Genomic DNA, 18,883 nt, shown 5'->3' with positions numbered 1-18,883 from the left:
CGTTAACCGCACCGATCCAGCCGTATGGGACCCGTCAACGTCACTCGTGTTCCGGAGAAAAGAGGCTTTCCTCTAGAGGTCCATGATTTCCCGACCTTTTCAGGAGCTCGCGATGGCCGATCTGGCCTTCGTCGTCACCACGATCGTGTTGTTCGCGCTGGTGGCTTTCGTTGCCAAGGGGGTGACGAAGCTGTGACCGCGGAGAACGTTGTCGGTCTCGTCATCGCTGTTGTTCTGCTGGGCTATCTCGTCCTCGCCCTTCTGTTCCCGGAGAGGTTCTGAGCCCTGATGAGCCCCGTCCTTGCCGGTGTGCTTCAGCTGCTCGCGCTGATGGTGGCGCTGGCCCTGGCATACCGACCGCTCGGCGACTACATGGCCGGTGTCTATTCCTCCCCGAAGCATCTGCGGGTCGAGAAATGGATCTACCGGGCTGTGGGCGCCAATCCCGCCACCGAGATGCGCTGGCCCGCCTATCTGCGCGGTGTCCTCGGTTTCTCGCTGGTGAGTGTGCTGTTCCTGTACGCGATGCAGCGGGTCCAGGGCAGTCTGCCCGGGTCGCTGGGTTTCTCCTCGATCGACCCGGACCAGGCGTTCAACACCGCGGTCTCGTTCGTGTCCAACACCAACTGGCAGTCGTACTACGGCGAGCAGGCCATGGGCCATGTGGTGCAGACCGGCGGGCTGGCGGTGCAGAACTTCCTGTCCGCCGCCGTGGGTATGGCCGTGGCGGTCGCGCTGGTGCGGGGCTTCGCCCGGCACCGCACGGGTGAGCTGGGGAACTTCTGGGCGGATCTGGTGCGGGGCACCGTCCGTATCCTGCTGCCGATCGCGGTGGTCGGAGCCGTACTCCTGGTCGCCTGCGGGGCGATCCAGAACTTCGCGGGGATCCATGAGGTCGGCCAGTTCACGGGCGGCGCCCAGCAGTGGAACGGCGGCGCGGTCGCCTCGCAGGAGGCGATCAAGGAGCTGGGCACCAACGGCGGCGGGTACTTCAACGCCAACTCCGCCCATCCGTTCGAGAATCCCAACGGGCTGTCGAACCTGCTGGAGATCTTCCTGATCCTGCTGATTCCGCTGTCGCTGACGCGGACGTTCGGGCGGATGGCGGGGAGTGTGAAGCAGGGGTACGCGATCCTCGCGGCGATGGTGACGATCTGGATCGTGTTCACCGCGCTGATGATGTGGACGGAGTTCCATCACGGCGGGCCGGCGTTCGATCTGGCCGGGGGTGCGACGGAGGGCAAGGAGACCCGCTTCGGAATCGGCGCGTCGTCAATCTTCTCCGTAGCGACGACCCTCACCTCCACGGGTGCGGTGAATTCGTTCCTCTCCTCGTACACCGGCTTCGGCGGCGGTATCGCCATGCTCGGTATGCAACTGGGTGAGATCGCGCCGGGTGGTGTGGGGTCGGGGCTGTACGGGATTCTGATCATGGCGGTCATCGCGGTGTTCCTCGCCGGGCTGATGGTCGGGCGGACACCGGAGTACCTGGGCAAGAAGATCGGCACGAGGGAAATCAAATTCGCCGCGTGCTACATCCTCATCACCCCGGCACTGGTGCTGTGTTTCACCGCTGTCGCGATGGCGATGGACACCCCCGCGAATTCGATGACGAACAGCGGTGCGCACGGGTTCTCGGAGATTCTGTACGCGTATACGTCGGGTGCGAACAACAACGGTTCGGCTTTCGCCGGGCTGAACGCGGACACGCAGTGGTTCAACACCTCGATCGGTATCGCGATGCTCCTGGGGCGTTTCCTGCCGATGGTGTTCGTCCTGGCCCTGGCCGGTTCGCTGGCCGAACAGAAACCGGTACCGATGACCGCGGGCACCCTGCGTACCGACAAACCGCTCTTCAGCGGGCTCCTCGTCGGCACGATCATGATCGTCGCCGGTCTGACCTACTTCCCCGCCCTCGCGCTGGGACCGCTCGCCGAAGGACTCGCGTCATGAGCACCTCCACTTCCACCTCCGCGCCCGACCCGGGCCCCGGCTCCGGCTCGGGGCTCGGTCCCTCGCGGGCCCCGCACTCGGACGTGCCGACCTCGCACCGTCCGCAGGACGGCCGTGTCGGCGGGGGTCTGTTCGACCCCAAGCAGCTGCTGAAGTCGTTCCCCGACGCGCTGCGGAAGCTCGACCCGCGGGTGATGGTCAAATCACCGGTGATGTTCGTGGTCGAGGTCGGCTCGGTCCTCACCACCGCGCTGGCGATCTCCGACCCCGGCGACTGGTTCGGCTGGGCCATCACCGCCTGGCTGTGGCTGACCACGATCTTCGCCAACCTCGCCGAAGCCGTCGCCGAAGGCCGCGGCAAGGCCCAGGCCGACACCCTGCGCAAGGCCAAGACCGACTCCGTCGCCCGCCGCCTCACCGGTCCCGGCGAGGAACACGTCCCGGGCACCGACCTGCGCATCGGCGACCTCGTCGTGTGCGAGGCCGGCGACATCATCCCCGGAGACGGCGACGTCGTCGAAGGCGTCGCCTCCGTCGACGAATCCGCCATCACCGGCGAATCGGCTCCCGTCATCCGGGAGTCGGGCGGTGACCGCAGCGCGGTCACCGGCGGCACGAAGGTCCTCTCCGACCGGATCGTCGTCAAGATCACGACGAAGCCCGGCGAGACGTTCATCGACCGCATGATCGCCCTGGTCGAAGGCGCGGCCCGGCAGAAGACCCCCAACGAGATCGCGCTGAACATCCTCCTCGCGTCCCTCACCATCGTCTTCCTCCTCGCCGTGGTGACCCTCCAGCCGTTCGCGATCTACGCCGGCGCCGAGCAGTCGATGATCGTGCTCACCGCACTCCTCGTCTGTCTCATCCCCACCACGATCGGCGCACTCCTCTCCGCGATCGGTATCGCGGGCATGGACCGCCTCGTCCAGCGCAACGTCCTGGCCATGTCCGGACGCGCCGTCGAAGCGGCGGGCGACGTCTCGACACTGCTCCTCGACAAGACCGGCACCATCACCCTCGGCAACCGCCAAGCGGCGGCCTTCCTCCCCGTCGAAGGCGTCACCGCCGTCGAGCTGGCGGATGCCGCGCAGCTTTCCTCGCTGGCCGACGAGACACCCGAAGGCCGCTCCGTCGTCGTACTCGCCAAGCAGACCTACGACCTGAGGGAGCGCGCGCAGGGCGAACTCACCGGCGCGGAATGGGTGCCGTTCACGGCGCAGACCCGTATGTCGGGTGTCGACATCGTGGAGGACGGAGCCGCGCGCAAGGTCCGTAAGGGCGCGGCCGGTTCGGTCGTCGCGTGGGTCGAGGAGCACGGCGGCCGGGTAGCGCCGGACGCGCACATCCTGACCGACCGCATCTCGCAGGACGGTGGTACGCCGCTGCTCGTCGCTGTTCAGGACGGGCAGGGGGCGCGGGTTCTGGGTGTGATCCATCTGAAGGATGTGGTGAAGGAGGGGATGCGGGAGCGGTTCGAGGAGCTGCGCCGGATGGGCATCAAGACCGTGATGATCACCGGTGACAACCCGCTGACCGCGCGTGCGATCGCGGAGGAGGCCGGTGTCGACGACTTCCTCGCCGAGGCCACCCCCGAGGACAAGATGGCCCTCATCCGCCGTGAGCAGGCCGGCGGGAAACTCGTCGCGATGACCGGCGACGGCACCAACGACGCCCCCGCACTGGCCCAGGCCGACGTGGGTGTCGCGATGAACACCGGTACCTCGGCCGCGAAAGAGGCCGGGAACATGGTCGACCTCGACTCCAACCCCACCAAACTCATCGAGATCGTCGAGATCGGCAAACAGCTCCTCATCACCCGCGGTGCGCTGACGACGTTCTCCATCGCCAACGACGTCGCGAAATACTTCGCGATCATCCCCGCCATGTTCGCCGTCGTCTATCCGGGCCTGGACAAGCTCAACATCATGAACCTGTCCTCCCCCGAGTCCGCGATCCTCTCCGCCGTCATCTTCAACGCCCTCATCATCATCGCCCTCGTGCCCCTGGCCCTGCGCGGTGTGCGCTACCGCCCCATGAGCGCCGACCGGATGCTGCGCCGCAACCTCGGCCTCTACGGCGTCGGCGGCCTCATCGCCCCCTTCGCCGGCATCAAACTCATCGACCTCCTCATCTCCCTCATCCCCGGAATCGGCTGACGCCCATGAACACCACCGCCAGAAGCACCGCCCGCCTCCTCGGCGCCGGCCTGCGCGCCCTGCTCGTCCTGAGCATCATCTGCGGCGTGATCTACCCCCTCGCCGTCATGGGCATCGGCCAGGGCCTCTTCCACCACCAGGCCAACGGCTCCGAAATCAAAGCGGACGGCAAGACCGTCGGGTCCTCCCTCATCGGCCAGCGCTACGACCTGCCCCTCAAAGACGGCCAGGAGACCCCCGAGCCCGACCTGAAGTGGTTCCAGCCGCGCCCGTCGAACGGGCTCGGCACCAACAGCGTCAACACCCAGTACCAACTCATCCTCTCCGGCGCCACCAACCGCGCCGGCGACAACGAAGAACTCATCCAGTGGATCAAGGACGCCAAAGCCGCCGTCGTCAAGGACAACTCCGTCGACGGCCACACGATCAAGCCGTCCGACGTCCCCCCGGACGCGGTCACCTCCTCCGGCTCCGGCCTGGACCCGGCGATCTCCCCCGAGTACGCCGACATCCAGGTCAACCGCGTCGCGAAACTCAACAACCTCGACGTCGCGCAGGTACAGAAACTCGTCAACGACCATACGGACGGCCGCATCCTCGGCTTCATCGGCGAACCACGAGTCAACGTCCTCGAACTCAACATCGCACTGAAGGCACTTGAGGCGAAGTAGCGGGCGACGGGGGCACGGCCCGACATGTGTGATGCCCGCCGGAATCCGGCGGGCATCACACATGTCCGGGGCTCGGCCGGGTCAGAAGGGCAGCCGCCCGCGGGTGCGCCGTCCGGCGGACCCGCTGCGGCCGACCGCGCGGGAACTGCTGCTGAAGGGCTTGCGCAGGAGCCTGCCGAGCGCGCCAGGAGCCTTGCCCGTGGCCTGTCCGCCGGCTCCCAGGGTGCGCTGAGCGCCACGTTGTGGGTGGCGCGACAGACGGGGGAGCAGGAAGGCGAGCACCAGGAGTACTGCGCAGACGGCAACGATGCCGACGATCATCATGTGCGGACTCCTTGCGTAGGGTTCATGGCCTTCATGGCCCACAGGCGCCGGGAGCGCCGTTGTGGTTCGGGTACCCCCGGGTTGTCCGCATACGCGGTGCGATGGCCCTGGCCGCTGTTGCCGGTTACTCTGCATCTCCGTTGATCCGAAGATTCGTTGAACCGGTTGACTGCCGCGGGGGGCAGGGGATGCGGCGAGCGCTGCTGCTGTTCGTCTTCACGGGACTGCTGGTGCTGTCGTCGTTCGGCGCCGCCGACAAGGCTTCGGCCGCCGCGCCGGAGGCCGAGGACAGTTGCCTGTCGGGGCAGTTGAAGACCGCGCGGGTCACCACCTCGGTGCGCCTCAAGCACGACGGCGAGGACTACACCAAGGCGGAGACCGATCTCGTGGTCCAGGTGCCGAAGACCTGGAGGCTCGCGCGGAATCTGCTGCTGAACGGGGACACCGAGCGCTACCGGTCCGCCATGCGGTGTGTGCTGCGCTACCCGGACGACCCCTATCCGTACCGCGACACGGAGGCGCGCCCCTGGCCGCCCAAGGTGACGGTCGAGGCGAAGTGGATCACGGTACGGCAGCGGGCCGTCACGTACGTGTACGACCGGCGCGACCGGGACTTCGGCCCCTGGCGCATCACCGTGGGGAAGCGATTCTGGACGCTGGCCCTGGTGCATCCGCCAGCCCTCGGCAAGGCGTGGTGGCGGGAGATCACGGTCGACCTCGGCGGGCGCGCGGCGCGCACCATGTCCCCGACCCCGACCAAGGGAACCACCACCCGTCTGACCTGGGTCCGGGCCAAGGCCGGCGGCGAGCCGCCCGAGGTACGGATCGCCGTCCAGCCACCGGCGATGAAGGCCCTGATAACGGGGTGGGGCGAGAAGCCCTGGTACCTGGTGCCGTCCGTGACCTGGCTGGCCTGGGAACTCGCCGTCTTCCCCGTCGTGTTGCTCCTGGTGCGCAGACTCCGCCGTACACCGGCGTCTCCTCCGCGGACGCCCGCCGAGGAGGCCGCCCCGGCGTCGTCCCGGGAGACGGCCGACGAGAGGAGCGCCCGGCGCGATCTCCTGCTCTGGGCGTTCGTCGCGTTCGCCGTGGCGCTGGTCTACGAAGTCGACGACGTGGCCCCCAGCCTCGCCGGCGACTACGGGGTGCTCGACTGGTGGCCGGAGCACCGGACCGCCATCCATTTTGGGCTCGCCGCGTGCGGTGGCGCGGTCTTCTGTCTGTTCGGCCTGTACGGCTTCTTCGGCCGGCTCCGGATCGCCGCGCTGTCGGCCGTCCTGGTCGCCACGGCGTACCCGGTGGTCATGGCGGGCGCGCCGCACTGGTTCGGGCTGCCCGCCGGTTTCTGGCTCGACGAGAACGACATCGCCGACATCGAACGCCTCCGGTACACGGGCGGGTTCCTCTGGCTCGCGCTCGCGTGCTGCTGTGTCGCCTTCGTCTGGCTGGTGGGCACGGCGTCGGCGGTACGGCGGCTACGAACCGGTCCTGGTGATCTGCCGGGGAGGCCCCGACAGGCCCGCTCGCTCTGGTGGTTGCTCGTTCTCTCCGCGGTCACGGCTGTCGCGATCGTGGCTCTGGCCGTATGGGCCAAGCAGAACTCGTGGGAGCAGGAGGCCTGGCTCAGCATCGGTCCGGGCGACGAGTTCTACGACCGCTGGCATCTCGCGCACCTCTACAACTCGACGGCCTGGTTCCCCTCCGACTGGCCGGACACGTTCTCCGTCTGGGCGGTCTGGCTCATCCGTAACGGGATACTCATCGCCGTACTCGCCGCCCGGTCCAAAGCTCCCGGCGCCTCTCCGGTCTCGCCGCCCCTGCCGGAGAAGCTGATCCTGACCGTGCTGTTCCTGACCTCGGTGGTGCCGATTCCGGGCTGGTACGTGGGTGTGCCCGCGTCCTTGCTGGACCTGCCGCTGATCGTGCTCGCCGGGTTCCTCCTCCTCGACCTGGGGCGCCGCCGCTCGGTGCTGTCCCAGGAACTGCGGGCGGGGACGCCGCTGCGCGAGGTGATACGGGAGCCCGACCGTCCGTGGCTGATCGACTCCGCGCGCAAGTACCGCGACCTCCACCTGCAACTGCGCCGCTGGGAGCAGGGCGACCAGGAAGGAGAACGGACCGAACTGGAGGCCAGGCTCGACGACTTGCACCGCTGGAACCCCGCAGACACCACCTCCCCGCACGTCGGCAAGGCCCTGCCCGACTCGGTGGACGCGATCGAACTCATCCTGGCGTGGGGCCCGCGCGACACCTGGTTCAGCAACGCCTGCCGGGCCGCGTTCTTCGCCGCGGTCATCGCGCTGCCGGCCACCGCGATCTCCTTCTGGGCGAACCATGTACGCGGGCCGCTGTGGGGCAACGTACCCAGGGACCAGTTCGGGGTGCTCACCCTCGTCCAGTCCGTGATCGGCACGGAGGTGATCTGGGCGGCGGCGGGTTTCGTCCTCGGCGCGCTGTGGCGCGTCCTGCCCGGCCGCCGGGGCCCGGCGAAGGCCCTGGGCCTCTCCCTCGTGTACGCGACCCCGGTCGGCCTGTACTGGATCATCAGCCGGGCGGTCGAACAGCCCTCCGGCACCTGGGCACTTGATGTGGCGCTGACCCTGCTGGTCCTCACGACGACGGGCGTGGCGATGGACATCGACACGTTCCGCAAGGAGGGCCACTACTGGCCCACGAAGGCGGCGCTGCTGCTCTCGATCTACCAACTCCGCACGGCCTCGGTCCAACTGGCCTTCTTCGTGGCCCAGGTGGTGGCCCTGGTGGGCGTCTGGCAACAGCTGAAGGGCAACGACCCGATGGTCCTGATCGAACCGCAGACCCCCACGGGCACGCAGGGCGGGCCGTCGACGGAGGACTCGCCATGAGGAGTCGTCCGGCGGCCCTTCGGCCGCCGGGCATCGACGATCAGGAGATACCGCGTGAACAAGAAACCCCCTGCCGCGTCCTGCGTGGAGAGCGGTGCGCCGGCCCCGCGTCGGCTCTACAGCCCCGAGGCCGTCGTCATCATCGTGATCGTCGTCATGGCCGCGGTCCTGGTCGCGTTCGCGGGCCTGCCCATCATGGACGTACTGCAACTGCTCGCCGGGGCGGGCCTGGTGGCCGTCATCGTCGTCGCCCTCGGCAGGGCGGCTCCCGCGAAAGGGCTCCGTATCGCCGTACGGGCCCTGCTGACTCCCGGCCCGACCGTCTGAGGGCGGCGCGGCCGTGGGGCGCCCTCAGAAGCCCATCGTCACCGACAACAGGGCCTTGCGCGGTCTGGCGCAGTGGCTGCGCGATCAGCGAAGACGCGCGGGACTGAGCTATCGCGACCTCGCATTCCGGGCGGGGGTGCACGCCACCACGCTCCAGCGCACGGCGTCGGCTTCGAGCGTCCCGACGCTCTCCGCCGTACGCGCCTACGCCCGCGCCTGCGACGCGTCCCCCGAGGACGCCAAGCTCCTCTGGAAGCGGGCCAGATACGAGGCGACCCGCTCGGCCCGGGGCGGGCGCGCGTCGCCCGCCCCGTCCCCGGGCCTGGTACGTGACTTCGCCGACCTGAGCGCCGGGCTGCGGGAGCTGTACGAGAAGGCCGGCTCACCCTCGCTGCGGACGATGGAGGAACGGGGCGGCGAGTACGGCGCGCTGCCCCGCAGCACGGCCCACCGGATCGTCAACCGCCAGGCGATGCCGCACAACCCGGCCCAGTTCCAGGCGTTCCTGCGGGCGTGCGAGGTCCCGGACGCGGACCGCCGCGCGTGGGAGGACGCGTGGAGCCGCGCCTGGCGCCACCACAAGCAGGGGGAGACCACCGACAGTCTCTACACCGTTCACGACAATCCACGCGCATCCGACGGTTACCTCACGAACCTCGTCCCGCTCACCCTGAGCGACGCGGTCACCCCGGTCGGCCTGCCACGACGCGTCCGCCAGAACAGCCTCTACGGCGTACGGGCGGCGGCCTGGGACGAAGCGGTGGAGGTCCGCTTCGCCCCACCCCGCACCCGCAACGGACCCCGGCTCGGCCAGCCCGCGCCCTCGTTGCCGGGCGCGCGGAACGCGGGGTGAGTCCGCCGGCCTTGACCGCCAGGGGCTACCAGCCGTGCTCCGCCAGCGCGCCGACCCCCGCCAGGTATCCGAGCAGCCCCTCCTTGGGGTACTCGATGATGTCCTCAGGCAGTTCATGAACGCTGAACCACTGAAGCCCCAGGCATTTCGCCGGCTCTCTGTTGACGGGTTCCCCGGCCCACTCGGTGGCCTCGAAGAAGAATCCGACCCGCTCCACGGTCTCGCTCTGCCGGTGGTGGACGACATGCACCAGCCGCAGATGGGCGGGGTCCGACCTCGACGCCGGTCTCCTCCAGCAACTCCCGAGCGGCGCCGGCACTCATGGGCTCGCCCTGATCGAGTTTGCCGGACGGCATGTGCCAGCGGCCGTAGCCGTACGGGCCTCCGCGCTGCGAGAAGAGGAGCTTGTCTCCGTCGCGGAGGAGGACGTGCGTGTCGATGACGGGTTGTGCGGGGTGCGGATTCATGGTTCCTGGGGGGTGATTGGTGGTGGTGGGGCGACTGACGTTACCGATGGATGGGGGATCGCGTCGGCGATTGAGGCCGCGACCTCCGTTGGAGTGGCGTCGTCGGTGTTCACGATCAGCACCTTCACTCTTGCCGTCATGAGGGTCTGAGCGGTCTCGTCGTACAGGTCGACTTCGCGGCTGGGTGCGGTCGGGTCGAAATGGAAGCGGTTACGGGGGCCACGTGCGGCTATCCGTTGGGCGATGAGGCCGGGGGGCGCGGTCAGGATGACGGCGAGGTCCGGAATCAGGACGTGCGCGTTCAGGTCGAGCAGGAACTTCACTGGCACGCCGTCGAGTTGCTGCATGACGAGAGTCGAGGCGAGGTACCGGTCGCAGATGACGGTGTCGCCCATGCGGAGCCGGGGCTCGATCTCGTGCTCGATGTGTTCGTACCGATCGGCGGCGACCAGGCAGGCAAGGGCGTGTCCGCCAATGTGGCTGAAGTGCTCGCGGATGCAGGCGCCGAGGGCACTGGTGGTGGGTTCCACGGTCCGGTGGACGGCCTGGCCCCGTCCGGCCAGTTCCCCGGTCAGCGCGCGGACGGTGGTGGTCTTCCCGACGCCGCTGGGGCCGTCGAGGGGGATGTCCTCGTGGGTCTCGCCGGGGAAGCCGAGGATGAAGTACCCCTCACTCCGATGCCGTGTTCGACAAGGCGGCGGGTCACGCGTTCGGTCATCTCGGCGTCGATCCGCTTGTCCATCGCGCTCAGGATGCGGTCGCTTCCCGATTCGATTCCGAGGGCCACTTCCCGGAGCCCGTTGTTGACGAGCAGTTCGAGTCCGGTGTTGTCGAGCCGGTCCAGGACGTTGATGCGTCCGGTGGCGTCCCATACGTACCGTTCGCCGATGCGATGCCGGGTGAAGGCCGCCATCTGGGTGGTGATGACGCGGGAAACGCCGAGGAAGAGGTCGTCGACGAACCGGAAGGCCGTGACGCCGTACTCGTCGTGCAGCAGGTCGAGTTCGCCGATGATGTCGTCGGGCTCGCGAACTCGGATCGTGACGTCGGGGTTGGCGCTGACGGCGGCCCCGCAGAAGGTGCAGTTGTAGGGGCAGCCCCTGGAACCGACGATGTTGGCTTCCAGGTGCCCGGTGCGGGCGGCCCGTGTCAGGAAGTCGGCACCGCGACTCCTCGCGAGTCGGCGGTCGGCCTCGGTGGGCGCGGCCCGGTAGGGATCCTGAGGCAGGAATGCGCGATTGACGTACGGCAGGGCGTTGATGTCGGGGCCAAGCAGGTGCGCACTTGTTCTACCGACCGGGATCCCTGCCGCACGCGTCCCGAGAAGGCGGTCACGCCACAGGACACCGGGCAAGTCACGCCGGCGTTCTTCGTCCTCCAGGAGTGCGGCAACGCGCAGTTCACCCTCGCCGAGCACGAGCGCTCGCAGGTTGGCCATGCGCGGGTCGGCCAGAACACGGTCCGGCATGGCCTTGGCGTGGTGGCCGCCGGCCATGAGCGCGATGTCCGGGGCGAGGCCGCCCGCGATACGGGCGGACATCTCGTAGGTCGGGGCGAGCAGGTTCATCGCCGCCCACCGGGGCTGCGCGGTGTTGACGAGTTTCGCTGTCTCCGCGATGCCGAGACCGTGGGCTTCGGCATCGAGGACGCCTACGTTGAAACCGCCGACCTCTTTCGCGTACGTGGCGATGTACGCCATGCCCAGTACGGGCAGCGTGTAGTCGTTGGTCCGGGGCCGTTTCTCGTAGTCGCGCAGCGGCGCGTTCACGAACAGCGCGTCGAGCGTGCGGGTCGGATCGGCACCGTTGATCAGCGGTAACCGCGGCATGGGTCCTCCAGGTCAGCGGGCATGGGAGCCCCAGGTGAGTGTGGAGAGCGTCAGGGTGTGCAGGGCGGTGCGGTCAGGGCCGGCCATGGCCGCCCACATCGGGCCGAACGCCTTGTCCTTCTTGCCGGGCCAGGCGTGGCCGGGCGCGATCTGCGCGGCCCATGTGCGCACGGCGAGATCGTCGTGCGGGTAGATGCTGTAGTCGCCGGTGTAGTCGGCCGCGGCGGCGGCCGCGGTCCAGGGTCCGATGCGCGGGACACTCGTGAGCGCCGCGACCAGGTCACGGGAGTCCATACGCCCCCAGTGGGCGTGATGCCGCTCGTAGTGGGTGGCGGCGGCCCGCAGGACGCCGCGGTGGAACATGGCCCCGACCTCCGTGAACTGTTCGTCATCCAGTTCCAGAACCCGCGCGGCGGTGGGGGCGACGGGCAGCTCACCCGTGGTGCTTTCAACGGTGGTGCCGAACGTGCCGCACCACGCCCGGTACAGCTTGCGGGCTTGCCCGGCGCGTACGACCTGACGCAGGATCGCGGTGGTGATGGCGTCCCACAGCCAGGGATTGGCCAGCCGCAGCGTGGGGCCGAGATCATCAAGTCCCGCTTTGAGTTCGTCGGGGACGCTGCCGGGCAGACAAGAAGGATCCGTGGTGACGAACACCGGCTTCGCGTCCTCGGCACCCTGCACGCACCTCATCTGCAGTCCCTCCTGATCCCACGACAGAACCCAGACACCCGAAGCCGTACGAACGGCTCGTACGCGGGCGCCGGCCCCCGTCTCGATCCAGGCGGGGTGATCGGTCGTCAGAACGCCGGGCATGAACTGCTCCTCATGGTGCGTGCGATTGGTGCGCCGTAGCCTCTCGCGTTTGACCGGGGAAAGAGGCCATTCCCGACAGAGAGGAAAGGAGGCGTTGGGCTTCCGGCAGGCCGATCGGGCTCAGCGTCAGAGCGGCGTCCCGGTCGCAGCGGACGCAGTCGTGATGGAAGTACAGATCGAGGAACCCGCCGCCGGTGGCTGCTTTGAAGGCGGCGCCGAGTCGGCGCATGACCTGCTGTGCCTCGGGCCATTCCTCCAGGTTCCGCTCGACTTTCTGCGCTGGTGCGCCCAGGAGGCGTGCGAGCCGGTCGGCGGTGGTGACGGTGACGTCGCCCAGGTCGACCCTGCCTCGCTCCACCGAGAGGCCGGGGATGTCGAGACCGTGCTCACGCAACGCGGCACGTAGGGCGTCGGCGGTCTCGTGGACGGGTGTTGTGTAGTGGGTGTGCGCGTCATCGGTCGAGGTGCCCATGGAATCTCCGGGGAGTACGTGAGTGATTGAGGGCTGACCACGTGGGGTGGTGCTCAACCCCGAATGGCGATGGCGGCGGTCAGGGCGAGGAGGAGGCCTGTGACGCTGAGGTAGGTGTAGAGGCCGTGGACCAGTACGGGGTGTTCCCGGCGAATGGCTTTGAGCGCGGCGAGAGCGGTCCTGGCGTGGGAACGGGTCCGGAAGCCGAGGTCCGCCCGCTCGGGCTTCGTGGTACGCGGACGGGAAGCGGGCCTGTGGCTCACGACGGGGCGACCGGCTCCGCCGTCTGCCAACGGCGCAGGGAGTCCAACAGAAGTCGCAGCAATTCGGTGTCAGTCTTCGGGACGTGCTCGGTGACGCCACAGCTATGCGCGGACTCGCCGCCGCCGGTTGCGGAAGGGGCGCTGGGAGCGAGGGCAAACGTCGGACGCCCGTCGCGATGGGCCATCAGACCGTCACCGCTCCGACCGGAACCGTGCACCACGTGCAGGTCCCCTTGCGGCCCCAGTCACGGGCGAAGTACGTGACGAGCCGCATGCCGCGCCCGCCCTCGTCCTCCGGACCCGCCTCCCGTACCTCCGGGCTGCCGGACGAGTGATCGTCGACTTCGATCAGCGCTTCACCGTCGGTGTCACAAGTGATCCGGAACGACACCGAGTTGGCGTCGCCGTGGATGATCGCGTTGGTCACGATCTCGCTGACCAGCAGTTGCACCGTACCGATGGTGTCGCGGTCCCTGACGCCGGCTTCACCGAGCACGGCGGCCGTGACGCGGCGCGCGACCTCCACATGCCTCGACTGTGCGTCGAACGACATCACCGCGTGCGCAGTCCTCATCGGCCGTCTCCAAGTCGCCGTCTTGTCAACCTCCGGGTTGGTGTCGGGAGGAACCGGTAAGCGCCGGTGGGGGAAGGCAGCAGCACACTGTGCCAGTGGCGTCAGAGACACGGAATTCCCTCCGGGATCCTGGAACCTGGGGGCTTCGGGAGCCCAGGTCAGGTGATGTACCTCGCGCCCTCTCGTCGTGGGCGGTCAGTCGGAGAACCAGTTGACCGCGATGAGTCGTCACGCAATCAGGTCACAGTGATTACCCAACGTGGGTAATCTGCAATGTGGCTGACCAACCGCCGGACTCGATCGCCCAGTACGGCAGAGGAGCGCGCTGTGCCCGAACCCCAGCCTCAAGGGCTCCCGTCAGAACTACTCACGAGCCCCGAGTGGCAACGTGCCTGTCAGCAGCGTGACTTCGCGAGCGTGTTCCGCCTCGTGAAGGTGAAGGCCGGTATTTACCCGTCTCGTGTGGCTGCTTTGTGCGGCATGACTCCGAGCCGCGTCGGGGAGATCATGTCGGGGCGTCGCAGGCTCGCTCACATCGACGTCATTGAGCGGGTCGCGGATGGACTTCGCATCCCCGGCGCCATGCTCGGCCTTGCTCATCGACCCTGGGAAATTCCTCCGCCGGCCACAACTGCGCAGTCTCCCCAACGGCGTTCGGCCCAGAGAACCGCGACTGCCGCCTGGCTCCGAGCAGGACAGCAGCGAAGCCGAACCTCGCGAGGTACTGGACGAGTTGCTCACGCTCGCCGACGGCAGAGTGACACGATCGACGCTTCTCGCCCTCAGATCATCAGTTGAGGACTACTGGCGCCGTGACGACGAGCACGGCGGCGCATCCATGCGCCCGGCGGTCGTGGGACACCTTCGATACGTGACACAGATGATGGACAGCGTCCCTGGCCCCCTGCGCCGCGATCTTCAGTCGCTCGCCGCCGAACTCGCCCGCCTCGCCGGATGGGCGTACTTCGACGCCCGCCAGTACAGCACCGCGCGCTCCCACTTCACCCAAGCCCTGCGGCTCTCGCACGGGCAGGACGACTATCTCTTCATGGCCAATGTTCTGTCCTGCCTGAGTCTGCAGGCCACGTACGACGGACAGCCCTCGGACGCGGTGGCGCTGGCCTGCAAGGCCCAGGACGCCGCCCGAACCGCAGGTGGGCAGCCGCTGGTGATGTCGATGCTCCACATGCGCGAAGCCTTCGCGCATGCCACGCTCCGCGACGCCGCCTCCTGCCACCAAGCCATCGGGCGTTCTCGCGACGCGTACGAGCAAGCCCGCGGGCGGGAAGGCGAGGCGCCTTCCTGGGTCCGCTACTTCGACGAGACCAAACTGATCGTCGACACAGGTATCGCTCTCGCCAAGCTGGGCGAGTCCGAACGCGCCGAGCCGTTGATCGCCGAGGGCCTTCGACGGGAAACCCGCGCGCAGCAACGCGGCCGTGCCTTCCACGCCTTCTGGCTTGCCACCGCCCAACTCCAACAGGGCCGGCTGGAGGACGCTTGCGACAGCGCCGGGCTTGCACTGGACCTCAGCGCGTCCCTCGATTCGCCCCGAGTAGCAGGCCACGTCAGGGAGTTCCACCAGCGCCTCGCCCCGTACGGGCGCGAGACGCCGGTGATCGTGTTCGAGCAGCGCCTGCGCGTAGCGGTCGGTTAACCAGCGGCGCTGGTGGCCTCATCGAGCAGGAGGTACAGCAACCCGACCAGGCTGCCGCTGCTGACCACTTCGCGGCGGTCGATCATGCCGCGAATTTCCGAGAGTGGGATCCATTCGATGCGGTCCGTCTCGTTCAGCTCGGTCGGCGGGCACGCGTAGGTGGCGGCGTCGGCGCGGAAGACGTGATGCTCCGAGTCGGTGATGCCGTTGGCCGGCTGCGCGTACACCAGAGGCTTCAGGGACTCCACCCGCCATCCGGTCTCCTCCTCCACCTCCCGCGCCGCCGCTTCTTCGGGGGTCTCGTCGGCCTCGATCAGACCCATCGGCAGTTCCCAGCCCCACGTGTCCGTGATGAACCGGTGGCGCCACATCATCAGCACCCGCCTCTGCTCGTCCACCACCGCGGCGACGGCGAGATGCCGCATGCGGACCACGTGATGCTCCCAGCGTCGGCCGTCCGGCTGCTGGACCTCCACGAGCCACAGGTTGACCCACGGGTTGCTGTAAATCTGACGCTCACCATGAACCGTCCACCGCATGAGCCGACTCCCTTTCGCTTCCGTGCCCCCAAGAATGTCACTTGGACGAGAAGTCGTCCGCCCATCGACGACTTCGGGCCGGTGCTCGCGAAATGCTGACGCGGTGAGCGACGTTCATGTGCCCTGAAAGCGTACTGGTGGGCTGGCGGACCATCTGAAAGACACCCGGGACGCCCACGCGAGGAGAAGGACGTCCGTAGTCACCGAACCTCGGCTCACGGCCACACCAAGCAATAAGGCTGATGCCCCGCCTCATGCAGCCGGTGGCTGAAGTCCTGCCATTCGTGGAGCAGTTGGTAGACGTTGAACGCGTCCCGCGGGCCGCCGCGGTCCGGGACCGTGGACCAGATGAAGGCCGCCGCTCCCACCGATTCCTCGCCGATGCCGCGCAGGGGGTCCACCACCGTCATCGGGAGTTTGACCACCGCGTAGTCCGGGTGCAGGACGACCAGTTCGAGTGGGGGGACCTTGTTCAGGGGCATGCCCTGGATGCCGGTGAGGACCATCGCGGCTATCGTCTCGGGCTTGATCTTGGTGAACATGCCGCCCATGCCCAGTTCGTCGCCGCCCAGCTCCTCAGGGCGCATCGAAATGGGGACCCGGGCCGCCGTCGCGCCGTCCGGGGCGCCGAAGTATTTGTACGTCACCCCCACCCGGCCGCTCCCGCTTCCCGGAGGCCGGCCGCCGCCGCTCCTGCCGACGGGAGGCTGCGCGCGGGCCTCTCGCTCGCGGCGCCGGTGTTTCCCCCGCCGGGCAGGGTCGGGACCGAGGTCATCGGTCCCCTCGCCCAGTCCGCCACCGCGATGCATATCTCCACCCGACCACTCGCAGCCCCGGCCGCGCAACCCGATCATCGTGACAGTGACCTCCCCCACGGACGACCGGTGAAACACCTGTCCGCAGATACTTCGAAGCCTCTGACACCATGGATTGCGTGAGCTTCCCCTATGACGCCCCAGTTTCGCAGACGCGAGGGCGTTGACGCCCTTATGTAATACGAGGAGACCTCGCGCCCGGCTCATCTGTGGCTGAGATCCTTCGTCCCGGCCACCCGACCTCGAATCGCAGATCAGGACCAAAGTGTCGTATTCATACGAAGCCCCCGTTTCGCAGGCGCTTTTCGACCGTGCGTCGATTGTGACGCCCGGCGGCGTGAATTCTCCCGTCCGTGCCTTCCGGGCCGTGGGCGGTACGCCCCGGTTCATGGTGTCCGGTGACGGTCCGTACCTCACCGACGCCGACGGGCGTGACTATGTCGACCTCGTCTGTTCCTGGGGGCCGATGATTCTCGGGCACTCGCGGCCCGAGGTCATCGAGGCCGTCCAGGCCGCCGTCGCGCGCGGCACGTCCTTCGGTACGCCCGGTGAGGGCGAGGTCGTGCTCGCCGAGGAGATCGTCGCCCGGGTCGCGCCCGTCGAGCAGGTACGGCTCGTGTCGTCCGGCACCGAGGCCACCATGTCGGCGATCCGGCTCGCCCGCGGTTTCACCGGGCGCGCGAAGATCGTGAAGTTCGCCGGCTGCTACCACGGGCACGTGGACGCGCTGCTGGCCGCCGCCGGCTCAGGCGTCGCGACGTTCGGGCTGCCCGACACGCCCGGGGTGACCGGCGCGCAGGCCGCGGACACCGTCGTACTGCCGTACAACGACCTGGAGGCCGTCCGTGCGGCGTTCGCCGCGCACCCCGGTGAGATCGCCTGCGTGATCACCGAGGCCTCGCCCGGGAACATGGGCGTCGTGCCGCCGCGTGACGGATTCAACGCCGGGCTCAAGGCGCTGTGCGCTGCGAGCGGCGCGCTGTACATCTCCGACGAGGTGATGACCGGATTCCGTACGTCGAAGGCCGGCTGGTACGGCATCGACGGCGTCGAGCCCGACCTGATGACCTTCGGCAAGGTCATGGGCGGCGGATTCCCCGCGGCGGCCTTCGGCGGCCGAGCCGACGTCATGGCGCGCCTCGCGCCCGCCGGTCCCGTCTACCAGGCCGGCACGCTCTCCGGGAATCCCGTCGCCACCGCCGCCGGGCTCGCGCAGCTGCGGCTGCTCGACGACGCGGCGTACGCGAAGGTCGACGCCGTGTCGGCCGAGATCCGCGGACTGGTGAGCGACGCCCTCAGTAAGGAGGGTGTCGCGCACCGGGTGCAGACGGCGGGCAACATGTTCTCGGTGTTCTTCACCGCCGACGAGGTCCGTGACTACGAGGACGCCAAGCGGCAGGAGGCTTTCCGCTTCACCGGCTTCTTCCACTCGATGCTCGCCGACGGCGTCTATCTGCCGCCGTCCGCCTTCGAGTCCTGGTTCGTCTCCACCGCCCACGACGACCGCGCCATCGAGCGCGTCGCCGCCGCCCTGCCGGCCGCCGCCCGCGCGGCTGCGACAGCGACAGCGACGGGAGGAGCGGACGCATGAGCGCCGAGAGCACCGTCGTCCATGTCGTGCGGCACGGAGAGGTTCACAACCCCGACGGGGTCCTCTACGGGCGCCGCGACGGCTACCACCTCTCCGAACTCGGCCGGCAGATGGCCGACCGCGTGGCCGAGCACCTGGCGGGCCGCGACATCACCCATGTCGTGGCGTCCCCGCTGGAGCGCGCCCAGGAGACCGCGCTGCCCGTCGCCAAGTCCCACGGCCTGACCCTGCACACCGACGACCGCCTCATCGAGGCCGCGAACGTCTTCGAGGGCAAGACCTTCGGGGTCGGCGACGGCGCCCTGCGCTCGCCCGCCAACTGGCGCTATCTCACCAACCCCTTCCGGCCCTCCTGGGGAGAGGCGTACGTCGACCAGGTCGCCCGTATGAAGGAGGCCCTGGCGGACGCGCGCGACCGGGCCCTCGGACACGAGGCCGTGTGCGTCAGCCACCAGCTGCCGATCTGGATCGTGCGCAGCTACTTCGAGCGCCGCAGGCTCTGGCACGACCCGCGCCGCAGGCAGTGCACGCTCGCGTCCCTGACGACGTTCACCTACCAGGGGGAGAAGCTGGTCTCCGTCGCCTATACGGAACCGGCGCGCGATCTCGTACCCGCGCACCTTCTCGCCGGTGCCAAACCGGTGAAGGGCGCGTCGAAAGCCTTCGGTGCGTAGTCGGCCAATCGCCGACGGTTTGCGGGTGAATGTCACATC

21 protein-coding genes and 1 pseudogene are annotated in these 18,883 nt (G+C 68.5%); 11 read left to right on the top strand and 11 right to left on the bottom strand.

Annotation, left to right across the window (positions count from 1 at the left end; translation table 11 throughout):
• The first annotated feature begins 192 nt into the window (after window positions 1-192).
• Genes kdpF through ACIBBB_RS20435 form a run of 4 tightly spaced genes read left to right on the top strand, consistent with a single transcriptional unit; the run spans window position 193 to window position 4,780 of the window.
• A complete protein-coding gene (gene kdpF, locus ACIBBB_RS20450; RefSeq protein ID WP_384196612.1) occupies window positions 193-282 on the top strand; it encodes a K(+)-transporting ATPase subunit F in 90 nt (29 codons plus the stop codon).
• Between the two features lie 6 nt (window positions 283-288).
• Window positions 289-1,953, top strand: coding sequence for a potassium-transporting ATPase subunit KdpA (gene kdpA, locus ACIBBB_RS20445; RefSeq protein WP_398983837.1), 1,665 nt, complete (start codon window positions 289-291; stop codon window positions 1,951-1,953).
• Window positions 1,950-4,109, top strand: a complete 2,160-nt coding sequence (gene kdpB / locus ACIBBB_RS20440; RefSeq protein WP_398983835.1) for a potassium-transporting ATPase subunit KdpB — start codon at window positions 1,950-1,952, stop codon at window positions 4,107-4,109. The genes kdpA and kdpB overlap by 4 nt, the downstream gene beginning before the upstream one ends.
• A gap of 5 nt (window positions 4,110-4,114) precedes the next feature.
• Window positions 4,115-4,780 (top strand): potassium-transporting ATPase subunit C, encoded by a 666-nt coding sequence (locus ACIBBB_RS20435; protein ID WP_398983833.1) that lies wholly within the window; start codon window positions 4,115-4,117, stop codon window positions 4,778-4,780.
• 81 nt (window positions 4,781-4,861) lie between these two features.
• Here the strand turns inward: ACIBBB_RS20435 and ACIBBB_RS20430 are convergent, their stop codons facing one another.
• Window positions 4,862-5,104 carry a DUF6411 family protein gene (locus ACIBBB_RS20430; protein WP_398983831.1) on the bottom strand — a complete coding sequence of 81 codons (243 nt, stop codon included), beginning with the start codon at window positions 5,102-5,104 and terminating at the stop codon, window positions 4,862-4,864.
• Window positions 5,105-5,292: 188 nt separating this feature from the next.
• Here ACIBBB_RS20430 and ACIBBB_RS20425 point away from each other — a divergent pair, with 188 nt between their 5' ends.
• Genes ACIBBB_RS20425 through ACIBBB_RS20415 form a run of 3 tightly spaced genes read left to right on the top strand, consistent with a single transcriptional unit; the run spans window position 5,293 to window position 9,148 of the window.
• Complete coding sequence (locus ACIBBB_RS20425; RefSeq protein ID WP_398983829.1) at window positions 5,293-7,968, top strand: DUF6185 family protein; 2,676 nt, start codon at window positions 5,293-5,295, stop codon at window positions 7,966-7,968.
• A 54-nt stretch (window positions 7,969-8,022) separates the two neighbouring features.
• The gene (locus tag ACIBBB_RS20420) at window positions 8,023-8,295 is read left to right on the top strand and encodes a hypothetical protein (RefSeq protein WP_398983826.1); all 273 of its coding nucleotides are present in this window, start codon (window positions 8,023-8,025) and stop codon (window positions 8,293-8,295) included.
• Between the two features lie 13 nt (window positions 8,296-8,308).
• Complete coding sequence (locus ACIBBB_RS20415; RefSeq protein ID WP_398983824.1) at window positions 8,309-9,148, top strand: helix-turn-helix domain-containing protein; 840 nt, start codon at window positions 8,309-8,311, stop codon at window positions 9,146-9,148.
• A gap of 25 nt (window positions 9,149-9,173) precedes the next feature.
• Here the strand turns inward: ACIBBB_RS20415 and ACIBBB_RS20410 are convergent, their stop codons facing one another.
• The 8 genes and pseudogenes from ACIBBB_RS20410 to ACIBBB_RS20375 form a co-directional block, all read right to left on the bottom strand.
• Window positions 9,174-9,398 (bottom strand): hypothetical protein, encoded by a 225-nt coding sequence (locus ACIBBB_RS20410; RefSeq protein ID WP_398983972.1) that lies wholly within the window; start codon window positions 9,396-9,398, stop codon window positions 9,174-9,176.
• A gap of 76 nt (window positions 9,399-9,474) precedes the next feature.
• A pseudogene (locus tag ACIBBB_RS20405) lies at window positions 9,475-9,615 on the bottom strand (DNA mismatch repair protein MutT); the annotation flags it as partial.
• Window positions 9,612-10,190, bottom strand: coding sequence for a dTMP kinase (locus ACIBBB_RS20400; RefSeq protein ID WP_398983969.1), 579 nt, complete (start codon window positions 10,188-10,190; stop codon window positions 9,612-9,614). The pseudogene ACIBBB_RS20405 and the gene ACIBBB_RS20400, both read right to left, overlap by 4 nt.
• Window positions 10,187-11,443: a B12-binding domain-containing radical SAM protein gene (locus tag ACIBBB_RS20395; protein WP_398983822.1), complete on the bottom strand. Its 1,257-nt coding sequence runs from the start codon at window positions 11,441-11,443 to the stop codon at window positions 10,187-10,189. Before ACIBBB_RS20395 ends, ACIBBB_RS20400 begins: the two co-directional genes overlap by 4 nt.
• A gap of 12 nt (window positions 11,444-11,455) precedes the next feature.
• Window positions 11,456-12,259 (bottom strand): hypothetical protein, encoded by an 804-nt coding sequence (locus ACIBBB_RS20390; RefSeq protein WP_398983820.1) that lies wholly within the window; start codon window positions 12,257-12,259, stop codon window positions 11,456-11,458.
• 10 nt (window positions 12,260-12,269) lie between these two features.
• The gene (locus tag ACIBBB_RS20385) at window positions 12,270-12,731 is read right to left on the bottom strand and encodes a hypothetical protein (protein ID WP_398983818.1); all 462 of its coding nucleotides are present in this window, start codon (window positions 12,729-12,731) and stop codon (window positions 12,270-12,272) included.
• A gap of 53 nt (window positions 12,732-12,784) precedes the next feature.
• Window positions 12,785-12,994: a hypothetical protein gene (locus tag ACIBBB_RS20380; protein ID WP_398983816.1), complete on the bottom strand. Its 210-nt coding sequence runs from the start codon at window positions 12,992-12,994 to the stop codon at window positions 12,785-12,787.
• Between the two features lie 184 nt (window positions 12,995-13,178).
• Window positions 13,179-13,568, bottom strand: a complete 390-nt coding sequence (locus ACIBBB_RS20375) for an ATP-binding protein (protein ID WP_398983814.1) — start codon at window positions 13,566-13,568, stop codon at window positions 13,179-13,181.
• Between the two features lie 273 nt (window positions 13,569-13,841).
• Here ACIBBB_RS20375 and ACIBBB_RS20370 point away from each other — a divergent pair, with 273 nt between their 5' ends.
• Complete coding sequence (locus ACIBBB_RS20370) at window positions 13,842-14,366, top strand: helix-turn-helix domain-containing protein (RefSeq protein ID WP_398983812.1); 525 nt, start codon at window positions 13,842-13,844, stop codon at window positions 14,364-14,366.
• Window positions 14,367-14,439: 73 nt separating this feature from the next.
• Window positions 14,440-15,225, top strand: coding sequence for a hypothetical protein (locus ACIBBB_RS20365; RefSeq protein ID WP_398983810.1), 786 nt, complete (start codon window positions 14,440-14,442; stop codon window positions 15,223-15,225).
• On the opposite strand, the gene ACIBBB_RS20360 is transcribed toward ACIBBB_RS20365, so the two are convergent.
• Window positions 15,222-15,764 carry an NUDIX domain-containing protein gene (locus tag ACIBBB_RS20360; protein ID WP_398983808.1) on the bottom strand — a complete coding sequence of 181 codons (543 nt, stop codon included), beginning with the start codon at window positions 15,762-15,764 and terminating at the stop codon, window positions 15,222-15,224. The two genes, ACIBBB_RS20365 and ACIBBB_RS20360, sit on opposite strands and share 4 nt — an antisense overlap.
• 215 nt (window positions 15,765-15,979) lie before the next feature.
• Window positions 15,980-16,573: a hypothetical protein gene (locus tag ACIBBB_RS20355; protein ID WP_398983967.1), complete on the bottom strand. Its 594-nt coding sequence runs from the start codon at window positions 16,571-16,573 to the stop codon at window positions 15,980-15,982.
• 271 nt (window positions 16,574-16,844) lie between these two features.
• Here ACIBBB_RS20355 and hemL point away from each other — a divergent pair, with 271 nt between their 5' ends.
• A complete protein-coding gene (gene hemL, locus ACIBBB_RS20350) occupies window positions 16,845-18,170 on the top strand; it encodes a glutamate-1-semialdehyde 2,1-aminomutase (RefSeq protein WP_398983806.1) in 1,326 nt (441 codons plus the stop codon).
• A complete protein-coding gene (locus tag ACIBBB_RS20345; RefSeq protein WP_398983804.1) occupies window positions 18,167-18,844 on the top strand; it encodes a histidine phosphatase family protein in 678 nt (225 codons plus the stop codon). Before hemL ends, ACIBBB_RS20345 begins: the two co-directional genes overlap by 4 nt.
• Window positions 18,845-18,883: the final 39 nt, after the last annotated feature.

It is taken from the genome of Streptomyces sp. NPDC051217, from assembly GCF_044455465.1.
Classification (GTDB): Bacteria; Actinomycetota; Actinomycetes; order Streptomycetales; family Streptomycetaceae; genus Streptomyces.
Note: the sequence above shows the minus strand (reverse complement) of the source record. Positions and strands in the feature narration are given on the sequence as shown.